Annotated in this window: 17 protein-coding genes and 1 pseudogene; 11 read left to right on the top strand and 7 right to left on the bottom strand. The window is 67.2% G+C overall.

Going from position 1 to position 20,172, the window contains the following annotated elements:
* Positions 1-116: 116 nt before the first annotated feature.
* Together J7I85_RS22705 and J7I85_RS22700 are read right to left on the bottom strand one after the other, a co-directional pair.
* Positions 117-914, bottom strand: coding sequence for an IclR family transcriptional regulator (locus J7I85_RS22705; protein ID WP_214857611.1), 798 nt, complete (start codon positions 912-914; stop codon positions 117-119).
* A complete protein-coding gene (locus J7I85_RS22700; protein WP_214857609.1) occupies positions 914-1,699 on the bottom strand; it encodes an IclR family transcriptional regulator C-terminal domain-containing protein in 786 nt (261 codons plus the stop codon). The genes J7I85_RS22705 and J7I85_RS22700 overlap by 1 nt, the downstream gene beginning before the upstream one ends.
* A gap of 241 nt (positions 1,700-1,940) precedes the next feature.
* Between J7I85_RS22700 and J7I85_RS22695 the strand changes: the two genes are divergently transcribed.
* The 5 genes from J7I85_RS22695 to J7I85_RS22675 all read left to right on the top strand — a co-directional run bounded on the left by J7I85_RS22695 (position 1,941) and on the right by J7I85_RS22675 (position 7,509).
* The gene (locus J7I85_RS22695; protein ID WP_214857607.1) at positions 1,941-3,269 is read left to right on the top strand and encodes an MFS transporter; all 1,329 of its coding nucleotides are present in this window, start codon (positions 1,941-1,943) and stop codon (positions 3,267-3,269) included.
* A 101-nt stretch (positions 3,270-3,370) separates the two neighbouring features.
* Positions 3,371-4,267, top strand: a complete 897-nt coding sequence (locus J7I85_RS22690) for a LysR family transcriptional regulator (RefSeq protein ID WP_214857605.1) — start codon at positions 3,371-3,373, stop codon at positions 4,265-4,267.
* Between the two features lie 120 nt (positions 4,268-4,387).
* On the top strand, positions 4,388-4,789 hold the full coding sequence (locus tag J7I85_RS22685; protein ID WP_251024728.1) for a YciI family protein: 402 nt from the start codon (positions 4,388-4,390) through the stop codon (positions 4,787-4,789).
* Positions 4,790-4,798: 9 nt separating this feature from the next.
* Positions 4,799-5,878 (top strand): alcohol dehydrogenase catalytic domain-containing protein, encoded by a 1,080-nt coding sequence (locus J7I85_RS22680; RefSeq protein WP_214857603.1) that lies wholly within the window; start codon positions 4,799-4,801, stop codon positions 5,876-5,878.
* Complete coding sequence (locus J7I85_RS22675) at positions 5,875-7,509, top strand: FAD-dependent oxidoreductase (RefSeq protein ID WP_308159623.1); 1,635 nt, start codon at positions 5,875-5,877, stop codon at positions 7,507-7,509. The genes J7I85_RS22680 and J7I85_RS22675 overlap by 4 nt, the downstream gene beginning before the upstream one ends.
* A 148-nt stretch (positions 7,510-7,657) precedes the next feature.
* On the opposite strand, the gene J7I85_RS22670 is transcribed toward J7I85_RS22675, so the two are convergent.
* From J7I85_RS22670 to J7I85_RS22660, 3 genes are all read right to left on the bottom strand, one after another.
* Entirely contained in the window at positions 7,658-8,206 is a 549-nt protein-coding gene (locus J7I85_RS22670) for a DM13 domain-containing protein (protein WP_214857601.1), read from the bottom strand.
* 99 nt (positions 8,207-8,305) lie between these two features.
* The gene (locus tag J7I85_RS22665) at positions 8,306-10,750 is read right to left on the bottom strand and encodes an EAL domain-containing protein (protein ID WP_251024727.1); all 2,445 of its coding nucleotides are present in this window, start codon (positions 10,748-10,750) and stop codon (positions 8,306-8,308) included.
* Positions 10,751-10,892: 142 nt separating this feature from the next.
* The gene (locus tag J7I85_RS22660) at positions 10,893-11,531 is read right to left on the bottom strand and encodes a GPP34 family phosphoprotein (RefSeq protein WP_214857596.1); all 639 of its coding nucleotides are present in this window, start codon (positions 11,529-11,531) and stop codon (positions 10,893-10,895) included.
* A 172-nt stretch (positions 11,532-11,703) separates the two neighbouring features.
* Between J7I85_RS22660 and J7I85_RS22655 the strand changes: the two genes are divergently transcribed.
* The 6 genes from J7I85_RS22655 to J7I85_RS22630 all read left to right on the top strand — a co-directional run bounded on the left by J7I85_RS22655 (position 11,704) and on the right by J7I85_RS22630 (position 18,557).
* Complete coding sequence (locus tag J7I85_RS22655) at positions 11,704-12,594, top strand: MurR/RpiR family transcriptional regulator (protein ID WP_214857594.1); 891 nt, start codon at positions 11,704-11,706, stop codon at positions 12,592-12,594.
* A 51-nt stretch (positions 12,595-12,645) separates the two neighbouring features.
* Positions 12,646-13,569 (top strand): NAD(P)-dependent oxidoreductase, encoded by a 924-nt coding sequence (locus J7I85_RS22650; RefSeq protein ID WP_214857592.1) that lies wholly within the window; start codon positions 12,646-12,648, stop codon positions 13,567-13,569.
* 36 nt (positions 13,570-13,605) lie between these two features.
* Positions 13,606-15,153: an aldehyde dehydrogenase gene (locus J7I85_RS22645; RefSeq protein ID WP_214857590.1), complete on the top strand. Its 1,548-nt coding sequence runs from the start codon at positions 13,606-13,608 to the stop codon at positions 15,151-15,153.
* Positions 15,154-15,167: 14 nt separating this feature from the next.
* Positions 15,168-16,382, top strand: coding sequence for an amidohydrolase (locus J7I85_RS22640; RefSeq protein WP_214857588.1), 1,215 nt, complete (start codon positions 15,168-15,170; stop codon positions 16,380-16,382).
* A complete protein-coding gene (locus J7I85_RS22635) occupies positions 16,379-17,806 on the top strand; it encodes a DUF3100 domain-containing protein (RefSeq protein WP_214857586.1) in 1,428 nt (475 codons plus the stop codon). The genes J7I85_RS22640 and J7I85_RS22635 overlap by 4 nt, the downstream gene beginning before the upstream one ends.
* 298 nt (positions 17,807-18,104) lie before the next feature.
* Entirely contained in the window at positions 18,105-18,557 is a 453-nt protein-coding gene (locus J7I85_RS22630) for a hypothetical protein (protein ID WP_214857584.1), read from the top strand.
* 2 nt (positions 18,558-18,559) lie between these two features.
* On the opposite strand, the gene J7I85_RS22625 is transcribed toward J7I85_RS22630, so the two are convergent.
* Positions 18,560-19,072, bottom strand: a complete 513-nt coding sequence (locus tag J7I85_RS22625) for a gluconokinase (RefSeq protein ID WP_214857577.1) — start codon at positions 19,070-19,072, stop codon at positions 18,560-18,562.
* 23 nt (positions 19,073-19,095) lie between these two features.
* Positions 19,096-20,166 (bottom strand): annotated as a pseudogene (locus tag J7I85_RS22620) (L-idonate 5-dehydrogenase).
* Positions 20,167-20,172: the final 6 nt, after the last annotated feature.

The raw sequence follows: 20,172 nt of genomic DNA, 5'->3' as shown, positions 1-20,172 counted from the left end.
CAGTGGCTCTGGGGGAAAACACTAGGAGCAGCGAAAAGCGCCGAGGCGAAACTTCCCATTCAACGGGACGCTGGCTCGGTGAAGATTCTGTGTGGCTGAGGGGGTGAAGCCCGGGGTCAGGAGCCCTGCAGCCAGGGCCGCGTGCCGTACGGACGGCGCTCTGCGCCCATGGTCCGGGACAGGCCGCGCCCTGCGGCCACAAGGACGGGAAGAACCACCTTGGGGTCCTCGTCCGCCGTCGGAATCACGACGGCGATCGCTCCGATCACGCTGTTTCCCTCACCAAAGACGGGGACGGCGTAGGCGGTGTTTTCCGCCACCAGGACGCCCGCCATGCGGACGTAGCCGCGTTCCCGGATCAGGGCGAGTTGGGCGCGAAGGCGCGCCGGATCGGTCTCCGTGGCGGCCGTCGTTTTCTCCAGCGGCCCGGCCAGGAAGCGCTCCTGCACGTCGCGCGGCATGTGCGCCATCATGGCCATGCCGGACGAGGTGTCGTGGATCAGCAGCCGGCCGGCCACAGCGGCAAGGTTGGTGGCGGTGCCGTGCCGGTCCAGCTGCTCCAGGTACAGCACGGTGCCGGAACCGGCGTCGGGAATGGAGAGCGAGACCTGCTCCCGGACAGCCGCATGGACACCTTCAAGAAACGGAAGGCCCCGCCGTCGGAATTCCTCGAGGGGATTGCTGCGGGACGCCAGTTCCCACATCTTCATGCCAACACCGTAGTCGCCGGCCTCGCCGCGGTTCAGCAACCCGCTGTCCACCAGGTCGTTGGCCAGCCGGTGGGCAGTGCTGCTGGACATGCCCGTGGCGCGGACCAGTTCGATCAACGACATCCGCGGGCGGCCCTTCGAAAAGGCGTCGAGGATCTTCACCACGCGCTGGATGACGGATTCGCCGGAAGGCGAGTTGGCCATCAGGCCCGCCGCAGTCCGGACGCGTCCCCGCCGTAGTCCAGGCCGATCTGGCGGGCAGCCTCCTGAAGGCGCGGCACCACGGACTTTTCAATGTCCTCGGCGGGGGAACGGTGGGTCTGCAGGGAGACGTTGACCGCCGCCACCACGTCATGGCCGCGGCACACCGGCACCGCCACGCCACGCAGCCCCTCTTCCAGTTCCTGCGACACCATGGCCCACCCCCTGGACCTGGCACGCTCTACTTCCGCCCGCAGCTGCTCCAGGCTTGCAATCGAGTGTTCGGTCAGCTTCTGCAGCCGGACGGTTTCGAAGTAGGCCCGCAGGCCCTCCTCTGTCAGGGCAGCCAGCAGCACACGCCCCATGGAGGTGGCCCAGGCCGGGAACCTGGTGCCCACGGTGATGGTCACGCTGAGCAGCCGCGGCGAGGGCACGCAGGCGACATACACGACGTCGGAGCCGTCGAGAACGCAGAGGGAGGTGGTCTCGTTCAGCTCGGCTGCGAGGGCTTTCAGATGCCGCTCCGCGATGGCCGGAAGCTCGAGGTTGGCCAGGAAGGACCGGCCGATCTCCAGCGAGCGGGCGGTCAGTTCGAAGTGAGCCCCGTCCGCCCGCAGGTAGCCGAGGTCGGCAAGTGTGAGGAGGAACCGCCGGGCGGAAGCCCGGGTCGTGTCCGCCGCCGCGGCCACCTGGGACACCGTCATCCGGGGAGTGTTCGGAGCGAAGGCCCGGAGCACGTCGAACGCCTTTTCGACCGATTTCACAAAGTAGGCCGGCTGTTCGTCCATGAGCTCCCTGCACCTCCCGGCAACCTCCAGCGGAGACCGCTAAGACTCGTGAAGCTGCACGCTGTTCCTGACCTACCAAGAATACGGTCCGCCGCGCGGCAGGGCGCAGGTAAACGAAAACGGATTGTGAGTCACTTCACTCTGCGCTATGCTTTTTCTAGTCGCATATCGCACGCTTGTTCGCGATACGCACAAATCAATAATCCCGACCCCGTCTTTCAGTGCGGAAGGACCCCCTGCAATGACCGATCTCGCCCCCAATGTCACCGCCGAGGCGAAGCAGTACCGGCTCAAGCGCGCCAAGAAGGCCGCCCTGGCCGCCTTCCTTGGCGGCGCGCTGGAATACTACGACTTCTTCATCTACGCCACCGCGGCGTCCCTTGTCTTCTCCAAGATCTTCTTCCCGTCCGGGGACCCCACCGTCGCCCTGATCGCCTCGTTTGCCACGTTCGGCGTGGCCTATGTGGCCCGCCCCTTCGGTGCCGTCGTCTTCGGCCACCTGGGTGACAAGATCGGCCGCAAGAACACCCTCGTCCTGACCCTCGTGCTGATGGGATCGGCCACGTTCCTGATCGGCGCACTGCCTGACTTCAACACGGTCGGCTACTGGGCACCTGCCCTGCTGGTGCTCCTGCGCCTCATGCAGGGACTCTCCGCCGGCGCCGAAACCGCCGGCGCCTCCGCCCTGTCCACCGAGGAGGCTCCGGAAGGCCGCCGCGGCTTCTTCGCCAGCTTCGCAATGAGCGGGATCTCCGCCGGCATCGTCCTGGCCTCCCTCGCCTTCCTCCCCGTGGCGGCCATGAGCGAGGCCGAGCGCCTCGCCTGGGGCTGGCGCATTCCGTTCTGGCTCTCCCTCGTGGTGCTGGTCGTCGCCTACCTGGTGCGGCGCTCCCTCGAGGAGCCCGAGGTCTTCGAGGAAAAGCACGACCACGGCGAACTGGTCAAGCTTCCGTTCGCCAAGATGTTCAAGACGCACCCGGCGCAGTTCTTCCAGGTGGCACTGATGTCCTTCGAAACCGTCACCAACACGTTCATGCAGTCCTTCGGCCTCGCCTATGCGGTGTCCGTCGGCGTCCCGACGTCGACCATGCTGTGGGTGAGCATCCTGGGCAACGTCATCGCCATGTTCAGCCAGCCGCTGATGGCCCGTCTCTCGGACCGCTTCGGACGGCGCCCGGTGTTCATTACCGGCGTGCTGGGATCCGGGCTGATGATCTTCGTGTACTTCTCCGTCATCTCTACCGGGAACATCCCGATGATCTTCCTTACCAGCACTCTCATCACCGCGGGCACCTACGCGATGTCCAACGCCATCTACCCGGCGTGGTTCTCCGAACTGTTCAACGTCAAGGTCCGCTACTCCGGCATGGCCATCGGCCTGCAGGTCGGCATCCTCTGCGCCGGCTTCACTCCCCTGCTGGGCACCGCCCTGGTCGGCGCCGACAAGGCCAACTGGGGCCCCGCTGCCTGGATCGTCGCGGCGTCGTCCCTGCTTGCTGTGGCCGGCGCATACTGGGCCCGCGAAACCCACAAGACCCCGCTGCGGGAACTGGGCAACCCGGTCCGGTAACCACGGCAGCGAACAAGCAGATAATGCCCTCAATCTACGGATTTGAGGGCATTATCTGCCGTGTCGGAACCTTTCCGTTTTGGAGGCATAGGAGGAACTGAATGGAGCTTCGGCAGATTGAGGCTTTCCTTGCCGTGGCCGAGGAGCTGCATTTCGGCCGCGCAGCGCACCGCCTCCGCATGGCCCAGTCGCCGCTGAGCCAGACCATCCGGAAGCTCGAGAAGGAGCTCGGCTCCGATCTGTTTGAACGCAACACCCGCTCGGTGGCCCTGACGACGGCGGGAGTCGCCTTTCTTCCCCATGCCCGCCGGATCATCGACGAACTTGATCTCGCCCGCCGGTCCGCCGTTACCGAGCCCGGCACGTTCTACGGCCGGCTCAGCATCGGCTTTTCCGGGGCGCTGAACCACCGGACCCTGCCCCCGCTGACCCGGGCCCTCCGCAACCGCTACCCTTCACTCGACCTCACCCTCACCGGAGGCCTCCTGACCCAGGATGCCCTGCAGCAGCTCCGGAACGGGTCGCTGGACCTGGCGTTTGTCGGGCTGCCGCTGGATGCGGGCGCGCTGTCCACCCGCACCATCGCCCTCGAACAGCTGGGCGCCACCGTGCCGGTGGACCATCCGCTGGCCGAGCGGCCGGCCATCGGGCTCGCCGAACTGTCCGAGGACGGGTTCGTGACCATGCGTGCCGCGCAGGGATCCACGCTCCGCGAGGGCATCTTTGCGGCCTGCGCGGCCGCGGGGTTCCGGCCCAGGGTGGCGCAGGAGGTCACCGACCCCTACACCGCGCTGTCGCTGGTGGCCGGCGGCGTAGGGGTGAGCCTGATGCCCGCCTCCGTCGCCAGCATCATGCCCGGCGGGACCGTGTTCATCCCGCTGACCGGCACCGCGCCGCTGCTGGAGTCGGGCCTCGCCTGGAACCCGGCCGGCATCTCGCCCGCCCTGGCACTGGCCCTGGCCGTCGCCGAGGAAGTCCTCCCCACGCCGGCGGGCTGAAGCACCCAAGCCGGCTCAGGCACCCAAGCCGGCTCAGGCACCCAAGCCGGCTCAGGCACCCAAGCCGGCTGAGGCACCCAAGCCGGCCCCCCGCCGTCGTGCATTATGTGTTTTCTGCACATGCTCATTGACCAAATAAGTGTTGGACGCGGCACAATCCCGGTGGCCACGATGGAGGGGAACATCCACCAGCTCAACGATGAGGACACACCCATGGAAACATTCGCTGTCACCTACGCTTACTCCGCCGGCTCGACCGCGGGACGGGACGAACACCGCCCCCGCCACGTCGAATTTCTGCAGGAGCAGTTCGACAACGGCCGGCTGGTGAAGAGCGGTCCGTTCGGGCCAGACGAGGATCCCGGCGCACTGCTGATCATCGAGGCGGCCTCGAAGGCCGACGTCGAAGCACTGATGGACCAGGACCCGTTCTATCTCAACGGACTCGTGGAGCAGCGCAGCATCCGGCAATGGAACATTGTCTTTGGTGCTGACGCAGCCGCCGACGCCGCGCGGAACTAGGAGCGCATCATGCTGATCGCCCGCACCGTCGCCAAGGAGACCATCAGGTACCAGGACGTTCCGGAGCCGGCCCTCGAGCCGGGCCACGCCCTGGTCCGGGTCCACAACGTCACCCTGTGCGGCACGGACCTGCACATTTGGGAGGACGACTACCCGGCCGGGCTGCCCGTCATCCAGGGCCATGAATTCGCCGGCATCGTGGAGGCCATTGGAAACAACGACGCCGGCATCCGCACCGGTGACCGCGTTGCGGTCAGCCCGATGGTCTACTGCGGACAGTGCCGGCCGTGCCGGCTGGGCCGGTTCAACGTCTGCGAGAACATCGGCTGCATCGGCTGCTATTCGGACGGCGCGCTCGTGGAGCTGATCAGCGTCCCGGTGGACAAGCTCTGTCCTGTGCCGGAGGGGTTGGAACTGGACCTGGCCGCAATGGCCGAGCCCGCGTCCATCGCCATGCAGGCGGTGAACCGGGGCCGGCCCTCGCCGGGGGAAACGGCCCTGGTGCTGGGCAGCGGTCCGATCGGGCTGCTCGCCGCGCTGTACCTGACGGATCTCGGCGTGCGGGTTGTCTGCGCCGACACGGAGCCGGACCGGCTGGAGCTGGCCTCTACATTCGGCGCCGTGGAGACGCTGCTGGTGGATCCCCGTGCTGACTTCCTTGGCGCCAGCCAGGCCATCCGGCTGGATGCGCTGACGGATTCATCCGGGCCGGAGCTGGTCATCGAGGCCACGGGCGTTCCGTCCTCGCTGGAGACGGCCGTGCGCCTGGTGGCGAGTGCCGGACGGGTCGTGCAGGTGGGGATTTCCGCGCGGACCGCCTCCGTTCCGATGAACGCCATCCCCTTCAAGGAGATCGACCTGCTGGGCAGCCGGAACAGCCTGAACCTCATCCCGGCAGGACTGGAACTGCTGGCCCGGCACCGGGACCAGGCCCGCACCCTGATGACGCACCGGTTCGCCTTCGAAAACCTGCAGCAGGCCTTTGAACTGATGCGCAGCCGTACCGAGCCGGTGGGGAAGATTGTGGTGGACATGCCGGCCGCGCAGACTACGCACGCGGGGGCCACCCTCACCGGGGCAGAATCGTGAGCGGCGAGCCGGCCCCTCTGCTCACCCCCGCCGGAAACATCTCGGGCACCTACGACGTTGTGGTGGCGGGCAGCGGCGCAGCGGGCCTGGTCGCGGCGATCCGGGCAGCCGATGCCGGGCTGAGGGTGCTGGTTGCCGAGAAGGCACCACTGCTCGGCGGCACCACGGCAGCCGGAGGCGGCGTGATGTGGGCACCGAACAACCATCTGGCCGGACAGGCCGGCTTCCGGGACAGCCATGAGGACGGGGTCGCGTACCTCACCGAGGCCGCCGGACACGTGCTGACCCCCGCGGAAGTAGAGTGGTACGTCCGGACGGCGCCGCGCGCCGTCGCCTATCTCGACGGGGAAACCCGGCTTTCGCTGACACCGATCTCCCGCCCGGATTACCACATGGAATGGCCCGGGGCGGCCGACGGCGGACGCGGCCTGGACAACGGCGCCTTCGACCCGTCGGGGTACCCGGGCCTCGCGGAGGCGATCCGGCCGTCGTCGTACTTTCCGCTGCTGACCATGACCGAACGCGACCGGCTCAACGGCCGGGCGGCGGATCCGGAGCTGCTGGCCCGGCGTGCCGCCACGGGCGTGCGGACCATGGGCGGCGCCCTGGTGGGGTCGCTGCTGGCGAGCGCGCTGGACCGCGGCGTGGAGATCGCCGCCTCTGCGCCGGTCGAGGACCTGGCCCGCGAGGATGACCGTTGGACGGTGACCCTCGGCGGCGGCGCAGCCGGCAGGACCGTGTCCGCGGCCGCCGTCGTGCTCGCTTCGGGCGGCTTCGAATGGAACCCGAGGCTCCGCCAGGCGTTCCTGCCGTTTCCGGTGACGCCCATCAGCGCGCCGTCCAATGAGGGCGACGGGCTGGAGCTGGGGCTGAAGGCCGGCGCCGCCGTGGCGGACATGACCGCGATCTGGGGAGTCCCTGTGATTTCCGAGGCCGCCCACGAGTACGACGGCGTGCGGTCCGGCCGGATGGGGAACGTGGAGATGACACTGCCCGGCTCCATCACCGTGAATGCGGCCGGGAAGCGCTTCGTCAATGAGGCGCTGAACTACCACGATGCCAGCCGCGTGTTCGCCTCCGTTGACCCGCTGACCGGCCGGCAGCAGAACAACCCGGCGTGGCTGGTGTTCGACGCGGCGTATCTGTCGAAGTACCCGGTGGCCGGTTCGGCCGCAGGTACTCCGGCTGACTGGATGACGGCCGCGGAGTCGCTGGAGGAGCTGGCCGGCATGGTCGGGATGGACCCGGCCGGGCTGGCCGCCACGGTGGCCAGGTTCAACGCCGACGCCTCGAATGGAGTGGACACTGAATTCCACCGCGGGGCGACGCCCCAGGACCGCTTCCTCGGCGACGCAGCCAACACGCCCAACCCGTGCCTGGCGCCTTTGACGACTGCGCCGTTTTACGCGGTCCGGATTTCCGCCGGCGTGCTGGGAACCTCCGGCGGACTGGACACTGACTTCAACGGCCGCGTCCTTGACCGGCACCGGCAGCCCATCCCCGGGCTCTACGCGGCAGGCAACGTCTCCGCGGGCGTTTTCCGCAACAACTATCCCGGCGGCGGAGCAACCCTGGGCTCGGCCATCACCCGGGCCTTCGCAGTAGGCGAGCACCTCGCCGCGCACCTCTAACCGCGCCTCACACCACCTCACCATCATGGAGTTTTTGTCCATTTGTCGCGACTTCAAGGGCGTTTAGCGGCCAATATCTGTACAAATACTCCAAGTGAAGGAGGACGACGGCGGGACCACCCGCCGTCGGCTATCAGGCCGGTGACTGTCACTTGGCGAGCTGGGCCGCTCCGAAGGAAACACTGAATTGGACGCACCACAGATCGACGGACCTGTACTTGGCCAGGTCGACGTCGTCGGGGATCGCGTAGACCTGGTTGCCCTGGTTTCCCTTGATCATGCCCAGGTCAAAGTGTTCGGCGGAACCGGCGGTGAACCATCCGGCTGTTCCCTCCACGACGTCCGCGGCGCTGAGCCAGACGTGCACATCCGGACCGTTGGAAGTGTCGAGATTTTCCAGAGTCAGAACGCGCTTCCCGCCGGGCTCCTGAATGATCCTGACGGTTCCTGTGGTGGCGTGTTCGTGGCTGATGAGCGAGCCCGCGGCAAGTTGAATCGGACCGGAGGGCGGCTTCGAGGTGGCGGAAGGGGCCGGTTGAGGTTGCTCCGCCGAAGCCGCAACCGTGGGAATCTGTTCATCCACCCGCACGTCGACAAACAGAAGCCACGGCTTGAACAACGCGAGTCCCAGCGCCAGCACGGCGGCCCCTACAGCGGCTGCGATCAACCAGCGGCGGTTTCGTTTGCGGGCCTCCATGCTGCAAATCTACACCCGCTGTGGGAGGCGAGTTTCTGTCCACTTGCCGCGACTTGAGGGGCGTTTAGCGGCCATTATCTGTACAAAAACTCTCCCCAATCAGCCGACCCGGGGCAGGGAAATCCTCGCTGGACGCTTGGCCGGGTGAGACTGCAGCCAGGCTGGGATCCGCTCTGCCGGCAGCGGCTTGCTCCACAGGTAACCCTGCGCGAGGCGCACACCCAGCCGGCGGAGTTCGCTCAGCTGAACGGCGGTCTCCACGCCTTCGGCCACCACGTCAAGCCGCAGGCTCTCGGCCATGCCAAGGACCAGTTCGATGATCGTGGCCCCGTGCGGGTCGGTCCCCAGCTCCTCGACAAAGGTGCGGTCGATTTTGAGGGTGCGGGCCGAGAGCCACTTGAGGTAGCTGAGCGACGAGTAGCCGGTGCCGAAGTCGTCGATAGAAAGGCCCACCCCAAGGCGGGCCAGTCGCTGCAGGGTTTCCTTGGGCAGGTCCGGCTGGTCCATGAGCACCGTCTCGGTGATTTCCAGGTGGACGGCCCTCGGGTCAATACCGGTGTCGCGGATGGCCGCCTCCACGACGCCGGGAAAATCGTCGGCCACGAGCTGGCGGCCGGAGATGTTCACTGCCGCCGTGAAGTTCTCCGCCCCCGGAAGCTGCGTGCGCCACTGCTGCACCTGGCGCAGCGCTTCGCCGAGCACCCAGGTGCCGATCGGCAGGATAAGGCCCGTCTCCTCGGCAATGGGGATGAAGGCGTCGGGCATGATCGGGCCGTGTTCACGGTGGTGCCAACGCAGCAGCGCCTCGAAGCCGACGGCGCCCTCAGTAGAAACGTCAATGATCGGCTGATAGTTCAAAGACAGCTCATTGCGCTCCAAGGCAAGCCGCAGATCCGACTCCAGGTCCAGGCGTCCCGTAGCCCTGCCGCTCATGCGCACGTCGTAAATCGCTGACGAATCCCCGCCGGCGGATTTGGCCCGGTACATGGCGGCGTCCGCTCCCTGCAGCATGGATTCTGCGGTGTCCTCTGCTTCGGCAAGGGCGATGCCGACGCTGACATTGAGGTAAATCTGCCGGCCGTCCACATCGAAAGGTTGCCGGGTCGCCTCTTTAATCCGTTCGGCCAGGCCCTGGGCTCCGCACATCTGGAGGTTCTCGCAGATCACCACGAATTCGTCACCTCCGAACCGGCCCACGGTGTCGCCGTCCCGGACGGCGGCCTTCAGCCGTTCACCCAGCAGTACCAGAATTGTGTCCCCGGCGCCGTGACCGATGCCGTCATTGATCAGTTTGAAACGGTCGACGTCGACGAACATCACCACGGGCTGGGCCGCCCGGTCCAGGAAATCCTGAAGGACTTCGGTGACCATGTACCTGTTAGGCAGGCCGGTCAGGGCATCATGGCGCGCCTGCCACTCCAGGATCTGTTCAGCGTTCTTCCTGTCGGTGATGTCCAGGACAGTGTCCATGAACCGTACGGGCTTGCCGTCCGCATTGTTCATGGTGCGGATCCGTGAGTGCAGCCAGCGCTGTTCGCCGCTGGGCCTGAGGATCCTGTATTCGAAGTCCGCGAAGCCGAGCCCGCCGTCCAGGCTCTTCCAGACTTGGCGAACGCGGTCCCTGTCCTCGGGGTGCGTCAGCGCCAGGATGGACTCCCGGTCCTTCCGGTCCTCCGCGGACAGCCCCAGAATCCGGCCGAACTCCTCCGAGTGCCACGTCTCCCCAGTCACAACCGTGTGCTCGACGCTTCCAACATGCGCCATCTCCTGGGCGGCCAATAGCCGCTCGCGCTCCGCCTCAGCCGCGGCTTTCAGGCGCTGGATCTCCGTGATGTCCCTGGCAATGGCGGATGCCCCCACCTGGACGCCGTCCTGGTCGTAGACAGGAGACACTGTCAGTTCGACGTCGATGACCGACCCGTCCTTGCACTGCCACCGCGCCTCCACTCCGGTGACGAACGCCCCGCTCCCTGAACGGGCGGTGACCTCCGTCCCGAAAAACGCGCCGTCGTCGGCGGTCAGCAGCCGGTGGCTTTGTCCCACAGCTTCCCAGGAGCTCCAGCCGAGCATCCTTGCAGCCCCGGCATTCCAGCTGGTGATCTTCCCGGTGAGGTCCGCCCCGATAATGCCATCGCCGGAGGACTCGACCATCGCTGAGAGCCGGCGCAGGATGGCCTCCGTGTGCTTCCGGTCGGTGATGTCTTTCGAGATCGCCACCACGGCCACGGGCACCGTGTGCCGGCCTCGGATACGGCTGACTGTCGCGTGGACCGGGAACTCCCGGCCTGTGCTGTGACGCACCCACAGTTCGCCGGCCCAGTCCCCGCCGCCGGCCACCCTGTTCGCTATTTCCCGGTCCGTGGCGCCCCCGCCCCGCGCGTCAGCATCGCCTACGATTCCCAGGTCCGTGATCTTCGCTCCCAGAACCTTGTCCGGGCTGAACCCGTACAGGCGCTCCGATGCGCGGTTCCAGTACGTAATTCGCCAGTCGCCGTCCATGCCGATGACCGATTGGCCGATCTCGTCCAGCAGCAGCGATTGCATCACTAAATCGTCGCGATGTTCCCCAGCCATAACCCCTCCGACAGGTGCTCCCCCGATGGCAGCGCGCAAGCGCTCGGACCCGTTTGCATAGGGAACCGTGCAGGAAGTAAATCAGCAGGCCGGATTCCCTGCAAGTATCTTGCTAGGTGGCGGCTTCTGCCTCCGCAAGCCTGATCATCCGAAGTTCGTCCCGCACCGCACGGGAAGGCCAGTGGTCACCGGTCAATTCCCTGAGCCGGGCAGGACCGGCGCCCGGGAAAAGCTTGTCCATCAGCCCTGCCGCGTGCAGCAGTCCAATCAGTGCGGCGGTTCTGGCGTCCGACGCCGATCCGTTGAGTAGGCTTTCGATCCTCGCCAGAAGTGCCGCTTCCGGAGCATGGTCCTTCTCCGGGTAGCGCGTGGTCCTGAAGACGCCAAGATGCTTTTCGCCCACATGAGCTACGACGCCGAGAGCCGCCATGCCCTCATAAACACGGTGCAGTTCGGCGCGGCTTTCCAGCATGGCAACCCACCGCCGCGGGCTGTGCGGCCGTGACTTGTCGTGGATCAGCTCCCACTGGTGCTGGAAGTCGGATTGCGGAGGGGCTCCGGTGGCCCGAACGTATTTCCCCTGCAGCTGGATTGCGCCCAGCAGGTCCAGCTCGGCCAGGATTGCCCCGGAGAGGCCGGCCTTGAGTACGCTCGGCGGCACTTCCGGCTCGCCGTCCTTATCATTCGTCGCCAGAAGGAGGAACGCCTGCGGCAGGTTCAGCTCCCCGGCACCCGGTATTTCGGTGGTCATACCTTCATGGTGACGCGGTCCCGCCACCGCCGCAATGGACCATCGGACCGAGGTTTACAGGCCCAAAACCAAAAACCCTTTTCGCAAAGGAAATTGCAGAGTACATTGAATGCAAAGATTCTTGCAGAGTGACCGGCGTGACAGAAAAACCCCTTACAGAAAGAGCTTGCACTTGAACTCCAGCACGGCCGGCGTGGAAGCCAGCACAGGAACTGGCGCCGCCGCTTCACATGCGTGGCTCGGCGACGCGCTTCCCGATGTTCCGCTGTCCAAGGCCCAGAGCCGGGTGGTCGACGTGATTGCGCGCAACCCGCAGCTCTCCTCGTATTCAGACATCGCCGAAATCGCGCAGCGGGCGGACGTCAACAATTCGACTGTGGTCCGCGCTGCCCAGCACCTGGGCTACCGCGGCTGGCCGGATCTCCAGCGGGAACTGCGGTCCCGTTACCTGGTCATGATCTCCACCGAGGACACCCTGACCGAGCACGGGGAACACCGCAGTCCCCTGCACGACGCGCTCAACCACGACATCGAAAACCTGCGCCTTACCCTGGACTCCAACACGGCCGACGAAGCCGAGGCAGCCATAGCAGCAATGGCCGCGGCCAAGTCCATCACCGTCGTCGGTCTGGGCTCCTTCGCCGGCCCCGCCAGCGTGATGGCGCATCTGGGCTCGACCATGGGGTACCCCATCACGCTGGAGAACCGCGGCGCGGTCCACCTCGCCTCCAGCGTCAACGCCCTTGGTCCGGGCGACGTCCTGGTGGTGATCAACATGTGGCGCTCCATGCGGCAGATCATCGTCACCGCAGAAGCCGCGAAACAGGCTGGCGCGAAGGTCATCGCCATCAGCGACATGCGCCGCGGCCGCCTGGCAGCCGTCGCCGACCACCTTCTGGTGGTGGCCTCGGAGGGCATCTCCTTCTTCCAATCGGTCACCGCAGCAAACTCGCTGGTCTACGGCCTGCTTGCGGGCATGGAGGCCGCCCACCCGGAGCGCAGCCGGGCAGCCATCCGCCGCACCCAGCAGCTGTGGAAAGACCTCGACATCTACCTCGACTGACCTGCAGCTCCGTCAACTGCACACCACACACCTTCTTCCAGGAGCAACTTCATGAACACCAGCACCGACCGCCGCATCGCCGTCATCGGCCTCGGCTCCATGGGCGGGGCGATGGCAGCCACACTCCACAAGGCCGGCTGGGAGGTCACCGGCTTCGACCCCTCCGAGGCAGCGCGGACCGCCGCGTCCGACGCCGGCATCGCCACCACCGGCAGCCTGGAAGATCTCGTTGGCACCCCATACGCGGTGCTCTCGCTGCCCGCGGCCAGCGTCGTGGAGTCCACCGTTCCCCAACTCCTGGCATCACCGGGAACCGTCGCGATCATTGACACCACCACCTCCGAACCGGCAACGAGCAAGCAGATGGCCGAACTCGCCGAAGCGCAAGGCGCAGCGTTCGTTGATGCCCCGGTCTCCGGCGGCCGCGACGGCGCATCAACCGGAACCCTGAGCGCCTTTGTCGGAGCAACGGACGCGGCCCTTGCCGCCGCCGAACCCGTTCTGCTGGCACTCACCGGCGGCAAGTACAACCACATCGGCGGACCCGGCAGCGGCAACGTCGTCAAACTCCTCAACAACGTCCTGGCGGCGGCCAACCTGGTCTCGGTCGGCGAGGCCCTGGGTGTCGCCAACGCCTACGGCATCGATCCGGCCAAGGCGGCAGCAAGCATCAGCGAAGCCTCCGGCGGCAGCAAGGTCTCCGCGAACATGTACCCCAACTGGGTGCTCTCCGGAACCCACGATTCCGGTTTTTCGCTTGGGCTCATGGCACGCGACGCCGCCCTCGCCGTCGACGTCGCTGCCCAGATCGGCGAAAACCCGGCGCTGCTGGCCGCCGTCGCCGGCCAATGGCAGAAAGCCCTGGCCGTCCTCGGGCCGCGCGCGGATTTCACCGAGATCGCGCGGACTGTTGCCCCGGCCATCACCCCCGCCGGAGCGCCCGGCAATAGAGACGACACCACCGCCGTCGCCTGACGGCTCCCTTAATAAGACAACCAGAGGACCAATACATTGAGCACCGCCACAGCACCCACCTCCTCGTCAGCGGCCACCGCACGGGCCGTCCTGGACGCAGCATTCCCCGCGGGCCTGGGGGCATTCCTTGACGGCAGGACCGTCCCCGGCAGCGGCGAGAACGTCACCCTCACCGCAGCCGCCACCGGCGAACCGTTCGCCACCTACGCCGACCCCGGCACCGAGGGCGCCAACGCCATCCTGGAGAGCTCAGTCGCCGGGGCGAAAACCTGGGGCGAAATGAACGGGTTCGAACGGGCCGCCATCCTTCGCAACGTCAGCCGCACCGTGGAAGCGCACGCGGAGGAGCTGGCCATCCTCGAGTCAGCCACCACCGGGAAGCCCATCCGCGACGCCCGGGTGGAGGCCGCCAAGGTGGCCGAGATGTTCGGCTATTACGCGGGCTGGGCAGACAAGCTGACCGGCCAGACTATCCCCGTTCCCGGCCCCTGGCACACCTACACCGAACGTGTGCCCTGGGGCGTCGTCGTCGCCATCACCCCGTGGAACGCGCCACTGTTCACCGCCGGCTGGAACTCCGCCGCACCGCTGGCCGCGGGCAACGCCGTGATCATCAAGCCCAGCGAATTCACGCCGGCCTCCACCATCCGCCTCGCCCAGCTGGCGCACGAGGCCGGCCTGCCGGCAGGTGTGTTCAACGTGGCGGCGGGGCTGGGCCAGACCGTGGGTGCCGCGCTCACCAGCGACCGGCGCGTCGGCAAGGTCAGTTTCATCGGCTCCGTCCCCACCGGGCGCCGGGTGGCCGTCGCGGCCGCACAGGCCGGCATTCCCGCCCTGCTGGAACTCGGCGGCAAGAGCGCCAACATCGTTTTCGCGGACGCGGATCTGGAACGGGCCGCCGACGGCGCCATCGCGGCGATCTTCTCCGGCGCCGGGCAGTCATGCGTGGCCGGATCGCGGCTCCTGGTGGAGCGCAGCGTGCACGCCCAGTTCGTGGAGCTGGTCGCACACAAAGCCGCCCGGCTGCGGGTCGGCGACCCGCTGAGCGCGGACACCGAGGTGGGCCCCATCATCACGGCCCAGCAGTTCGCCACCGTCACCTCCCTGATCGAGGCAGGAATGAACGACGGCGGACGCCGGGTCACGGGCGGAACGCTTCCCGACACTCTGGCCGGGTCACCGCTGGCCGGCGGCCACTGGGTCATGCCCACCCTGCTCGACGGCGTGACGCCGCAGAACAGGCTGGAAACCACGGAGGTCTTCGGGCCCGTCGTCGGGGCCGATGCCTTCGACACGGAGGCTGAAGCGATCGCCCGGGCCAACAACACGAACTTCGGCCTGGCCGGCGCGGTGTGGACCTCCGATGTCTCACGCGCCCACCACGTGGCACGCCAGGTGAAGGCCGGCACGTTCTGGATCAACTCCTACAAGACCATCCACGTGGCTGTTCCGTTCGGCGGCTTCGGGGACTCTGGCCACGGCCGCTCCTCCGGCCCGGGCGTCCTGGACGAGTACACGCAGACCAAGGCCATCTGGGTGCCGACCCGTGCAGCGGGCGCCCCCTTCCCGTCCCTCTCCTACTAGGGCAGGCATTGTTCATGGAACTGACAGAAACTTCCGCCCTGCGCACGGCACTTGCCGAGGGGGTCAGCAGGTGGAAACCGCGGGTGCAGGAAATGGCACACCAGATCCACGCATTCAAGGAGGTGTCCTTCGAGGAGGTCCGCTCGGCCGAAGCGGTTGCAGACCTGCTGGCCGAGGGCGGCTTCGAGGTGGAACGCGGCACGGGCGGCCTTCCCACGGCCTTCACCGCCACCGCCGGCAGCGGCGACCTGACGGTTGCGCTGTGCGTGGAATACGACGCACTCCCGGACATCGGACACGCGTGCGGGCACAACCTGATCGCCGGCACCTCCGTGGGTGCCGCCCTGGCCCTGCAGCCCTTCGTGGATGAATTAGGCATCACCCTGAAGGCCATCGGGACGCCGGCGGAGGAACACGGCGGCGGCAAGGCGCTGCTGCTGGAATGCGGCGCGTTCGACGGCGTCAGCCTCGCCCTCATGGTCCATCCGGTCCAGGACGGGGTAACCTACAACCCCGCGGGCACCAGCGCCCAGGCCGTCGGCCGGTACCGGGCGACGTTCACCGGACAGGCAGCCCACGCCGCGGCAGCCCCGCACCAGGGCGTGAACGCCGCGGACGCCGCCGTGCTGAGCCAGGTAGCCGTCGGGCTGCTGCGCCAGCAAATTCCCGGCGACCACCGCATCGCAATGTATGTCGCAGAGGCCGGTCACGTCACCAACATCATTCCGGAGCGGGCAGTGGTGGAGTTTGAATGCAGGGCCTTCACCCTGAAGGAATACGAGGCGCTACTCGAGCGTGTCCGCCGCTGCTTCGAGGGGGCCGCCCTGGCCACCGGCACCACGCTGGCCATCGAGAATACGGAGCCGCTCTACGAACCGCTGATCCAGGACGACGCCCTGGCGGTGCACTGGACCGAAGCCATGGTGGTGTTTGGCAAGGACACCTCCCCCTCGGCTGGCATCAGCGGCGGCTCCACGGACATGGGCAACATCTCCCAGGTCATCCCCAGCCTGCATCCCTGGCTCAGCATTCCCGGTGCGGACGTGCCCATCCACTCGCACAGCTTTGCAGCACTTGCAGACTCCCCCGCGGCCTACGCCGTGATGTCCGAGGCAGCCATCGCGCTGGCCTGGACGGTCGCCGCCGCGGCCACCACCCCCACCGAAAGGGCACGCCTGATCAAAGCGGCTTACCGCGCTCAGACGGTCACACAGGAAGGCACCTCATGAGCACCAGCACAACACCCGTGCGGACAGACAGGGCTGGTACCCGGCTGACGCTTCCCATCGCCGCACTGGCCTTTGTCATTGCCCTGGCGGTCCAGCTGATCGGCCAGGCCAAGATCGACGTCGGCATCGGCGTGATCGTCATCTTCCCCATGGTCTGGGGCCTCATCCTCGGGCTGCTGGTCTCGGTCCAAAAGTTCAAGCCCCTGGGCCTGGACCTGCAGCGGGTCGCCGCCGCGCTGGTCGGCGTTGCCGTGCTGCTCCTGGTGGCCAGGCTGGCGTTCAACATCGGGCCCAGCCTTCCCACCCTGCTCAAGGCAGGGCCGGCGCTGCTGCTGCAGGAGGTGGGCCACCTGCTGGGCACCATTGCACTGGCCCTCCCGCTGGCCGTGCTGCTCCGGATGGGCAAGGCGACGGTCGGTGCCACGTTCTCCCTTGACCGGGAACCGTCCTTCGCCATGGTCTCCGAAAAGTACGGCCCCGACTCCGACCAGTACCGCGGCGTCCTGGCCATGTACGTTTTCGGAACCCTGTTCGGCGCCGTGTACATCACGCTGCTGACCTCCCTCGTGTCCAACTGGAAGATCTTCGACCCCCTTGCCCTGGCCATGGGTGCAGGCGTGGGGTCCGGGTCCATGATGGCAGCGTCCTCCGCCAGTATCATCGCCGCCTACCCCGGCGACCAGGAGGCCATCCTCGGCATGGCGGCCATCTCCAACCTGATTACCACCATCCTCGGCGTCTACGTCGGCATCTACCTCGCCCTTCCGCTGGCGGACCGTTTCTACCGGTTCCTCACCCGCAGGCAGACCAGGGAAGAGGCTGCGGTCACGGCCGGCGCCCCACCACAGCATGCGGACACCCAACGCAGCACTGCCGCCACGCAGCGCGTTGCTGAAACGGAGCTCGGCGGCCCTGAAAGCGCACGGGAAGCAGCCCAGGCCGAGGAAAACCGGCGGTTCCGTGAGCGGGTGGCCGAATCGTCAGCGGCCATGCACCTGCCGCTGTGGCTCTCCCTCTCTGTCCTCACCGTCCTCGGCATCGGCACCGCTTCGGTGGCGGCCAAGGGATTCAGCCTGACCATCGTCGCCGGGTACGCAATCATGCTCGCCCTCGTTCTGGTCAGCATCGCCCTGGCCAAGCTCACCAAGAAAATCTCGGCGATCGTCTACATCACCACCATCGGCGCCTACATCTCCAGCCCGTGGTTCTTCGGCGCCGCAGCACTCGCCGGGCCCATCAAGTCGGTCGACTTCCTGTCCATCGCCACGGTCATGCTGACCCTCGCCGGCCTGTCCTTGGGCAAGGACATTCCGCTGCTGAAAAACATCGGCTGGAAGATCATCCCGGTGGGCCTGGTGGCCGTCACCGCATCGTTCCTGTTGTCCACGGTGATTGCGGAGTTCGCCCTCGGTCTGTGGCACTAGGGCTTTGGCACTAACCAATAAGCCACAAAAGGAAGCGGACGACGGCGGGCCCTCCCGCCGTCGTCCGCTTCCTTTGTTTTTGGCTCTTGTCAGCGCAACCGGTACGTGAGTATGGTGCGGCCAGCCGGACTTTCGGCCGCGCCGGATGTCTGGCAGTACAGCGCGGCACCCCAAACGGCGCCGCCGTCTGGGGCTATGACGCGTTCCATCATGGCCCCGTAATTCCAGGCGTCCGCTCGCCGCGTTGGCACGCCACGGGCGACGCAGGACGCCACGCTTCCGATAAAGGGAGAACCTGATGTTAGGCACCACAAGCCGCCTCGCCGCCGTCGCTCTCGCCGCCGGCCTCATGGGCATCGCCGCCCCCGCCCACGCAGCCCCCGCGACGCTTGTTAGCGCGGGACCCGGAATCCTCGTCGCCGACGGCGCCGCCGTCGATGTTCCGGTGAGCTTTGTCTGCGACAGCGATCCCACCCTGCTCATCGCGGTACCCGTCATCCAGCTCACCCAAAGGGTCAGCGATGGACGGATAGCCGGCGGCATCGGAAACGAACAGCTCAGCTGCACCAGGCAGGCCCAGACCGTCACCCTCCGGGTGGTTCCCAACGTGATGGCGTTCAACGAAGGCACGGCCGCGGCCACCATCGTTCTGCAAAGCTGCAACGCGCAGTTTCAATGCTCCGTTGAAGTCATCAACACCGAGGTGAAGCTCGCCAAGGGCACGGCCACCGGGATCCTGCCCCAGAGGTAGGGCTAGGAAAGTTCCAGCCCGCGGACGATGCTGTCCACCAGCGATGCCGGATCGCCGAGGATATCCACAAGAATATGCGCCTCATCGGTTCCCAGCGGCTCCAGCGTCGCAAGCTGCGAAGCCAGGAGGCTGCTGGGCATGTATTCGTGCGCCCGGCCGCTGATCCGGCCCGAAATGGTGGCGGCCTCGCCGGAAAGGTGGATGAACACCAGGTCAGGTGCGTAGCTGCGCAGCAGGTCCCGGTAGCTCCGCTTCAGCGCCGAGCAGGCGATGATGCGCGCGCCCGCTCCGTCGCCGGGCGTTGCCAGGGCGGCGCCGATCTCGGCGAGCCACGGCGCCCTGTCCTCGTCGTTTAGCGGCGTGCCGCTTGCCATCTTGGCCTTGTTGGCCGGCGGATGAAAGTCATCCCCGTCGAAGAAGGGAACGCCCAGGCGCTCGCCCAGCAGCGCGCCGACCGTCGACTTTCCGCAGCCGGAGACGCCCATGACAACCAGGGGCGGCAGGTTCGTGATCATTGTTGTTCTTTCCGTTCGTGGCCCTAGCCGGCGAAGTTGAGGAGGACTTTGCCGGATTGGGCGGAGTCGCGCGCGGTGTCGAAGGCTTCGAGGGCGTCGGTGACGGGGTAGTCGTGGGTGATGACCGGGCCGATCTTGAGGGTGCCGTCGGCGAGGGCGGTGATGACCTCGTCGATTTCGTCGTTGAACCGGAACGAGCCGCGCAGGTCCAGTTCGCGGGTGATGGCCAGGGAGATCAGGACCGGCTGCGGGCCGGTGGGCAGCAGCCCGACCAGGACCACGGTCCCGGCCCGGGCCGCGCCCTGGATCGCGGAGGCCAGGCCGAGGTGGTTCCCGGAGGATTCGATCACGACGTCGGCCTGCACCTTGGCGATCGCCTCGGCGTCGGCGGCGTTGAGGACCTCGTCCGCGCCCACCTGTGTGGCGATCTCCAAAGGTTTGGCGTGCATGTCCACCGCGACGATCCGGGCAGCGCCGGCGCGTTTGAGGACCGCGACCGCCAAGGCCCCGATCGGGCCGGACCCGATCACGAGCGCGGTTTTGCCGGCCACGTCCCCTGCCCTTGCCACGGCATGCCACGCCACCGACGCCGGTTCGATCAAAGCGGCGGTGCGCAGGTCCAGGTCCTCTGGCAGGGCCCGGAGCATCCGGACCGGCAGGGTCACTTACCTGCTGAACGCCCCGTCCGTGTGCGGATACCTCGCCGCGGACCCCAGGTACGTGCACCCCGGCGACAGGTTCGGCCTCTCCGCCGGATACCGGGGCGCGTCCGGGCCCGTGCCCGCTCCGGGGGTGGCCGGGTGCACCGCCACCGGCGTCCCCGCGGCCGGTCCGGTCCCGTCCGCCGCGGCCTTGACGACGCGCCCGGAAATCTCATGGCCCAGCACCAGCGGCGCCTTCAGGATCGACTCGCCCGCCGCGCCGTGCAGCCAGTAATGCAGGTCCGACCCGCAAATCCCGCCGTACAGGACCTCGACGACGGCCTCATCCGGCGCCGGGGCCTTCAGCGGGACGTCGTCGATCCGCAGGTCCCCCTTGGCGTGCGCGACCACCGCCGGACCGGAGACCGGCAAGATTTGTTCTGTGTGTGTCATCAGACC

Source organism: Arthrobacter sp. ISL-65 (assembly GCF_018613795.1).
In the GTDB taxonomy this organism is placed as follows: Bacteria; Actinomycetota; Actinomycetes; order Actinomycetales; family Micrococcaceae; genus Arthrobacter.
This window is presented reverse-complemented; position numbering and strand designations above follow the sequence as displayed.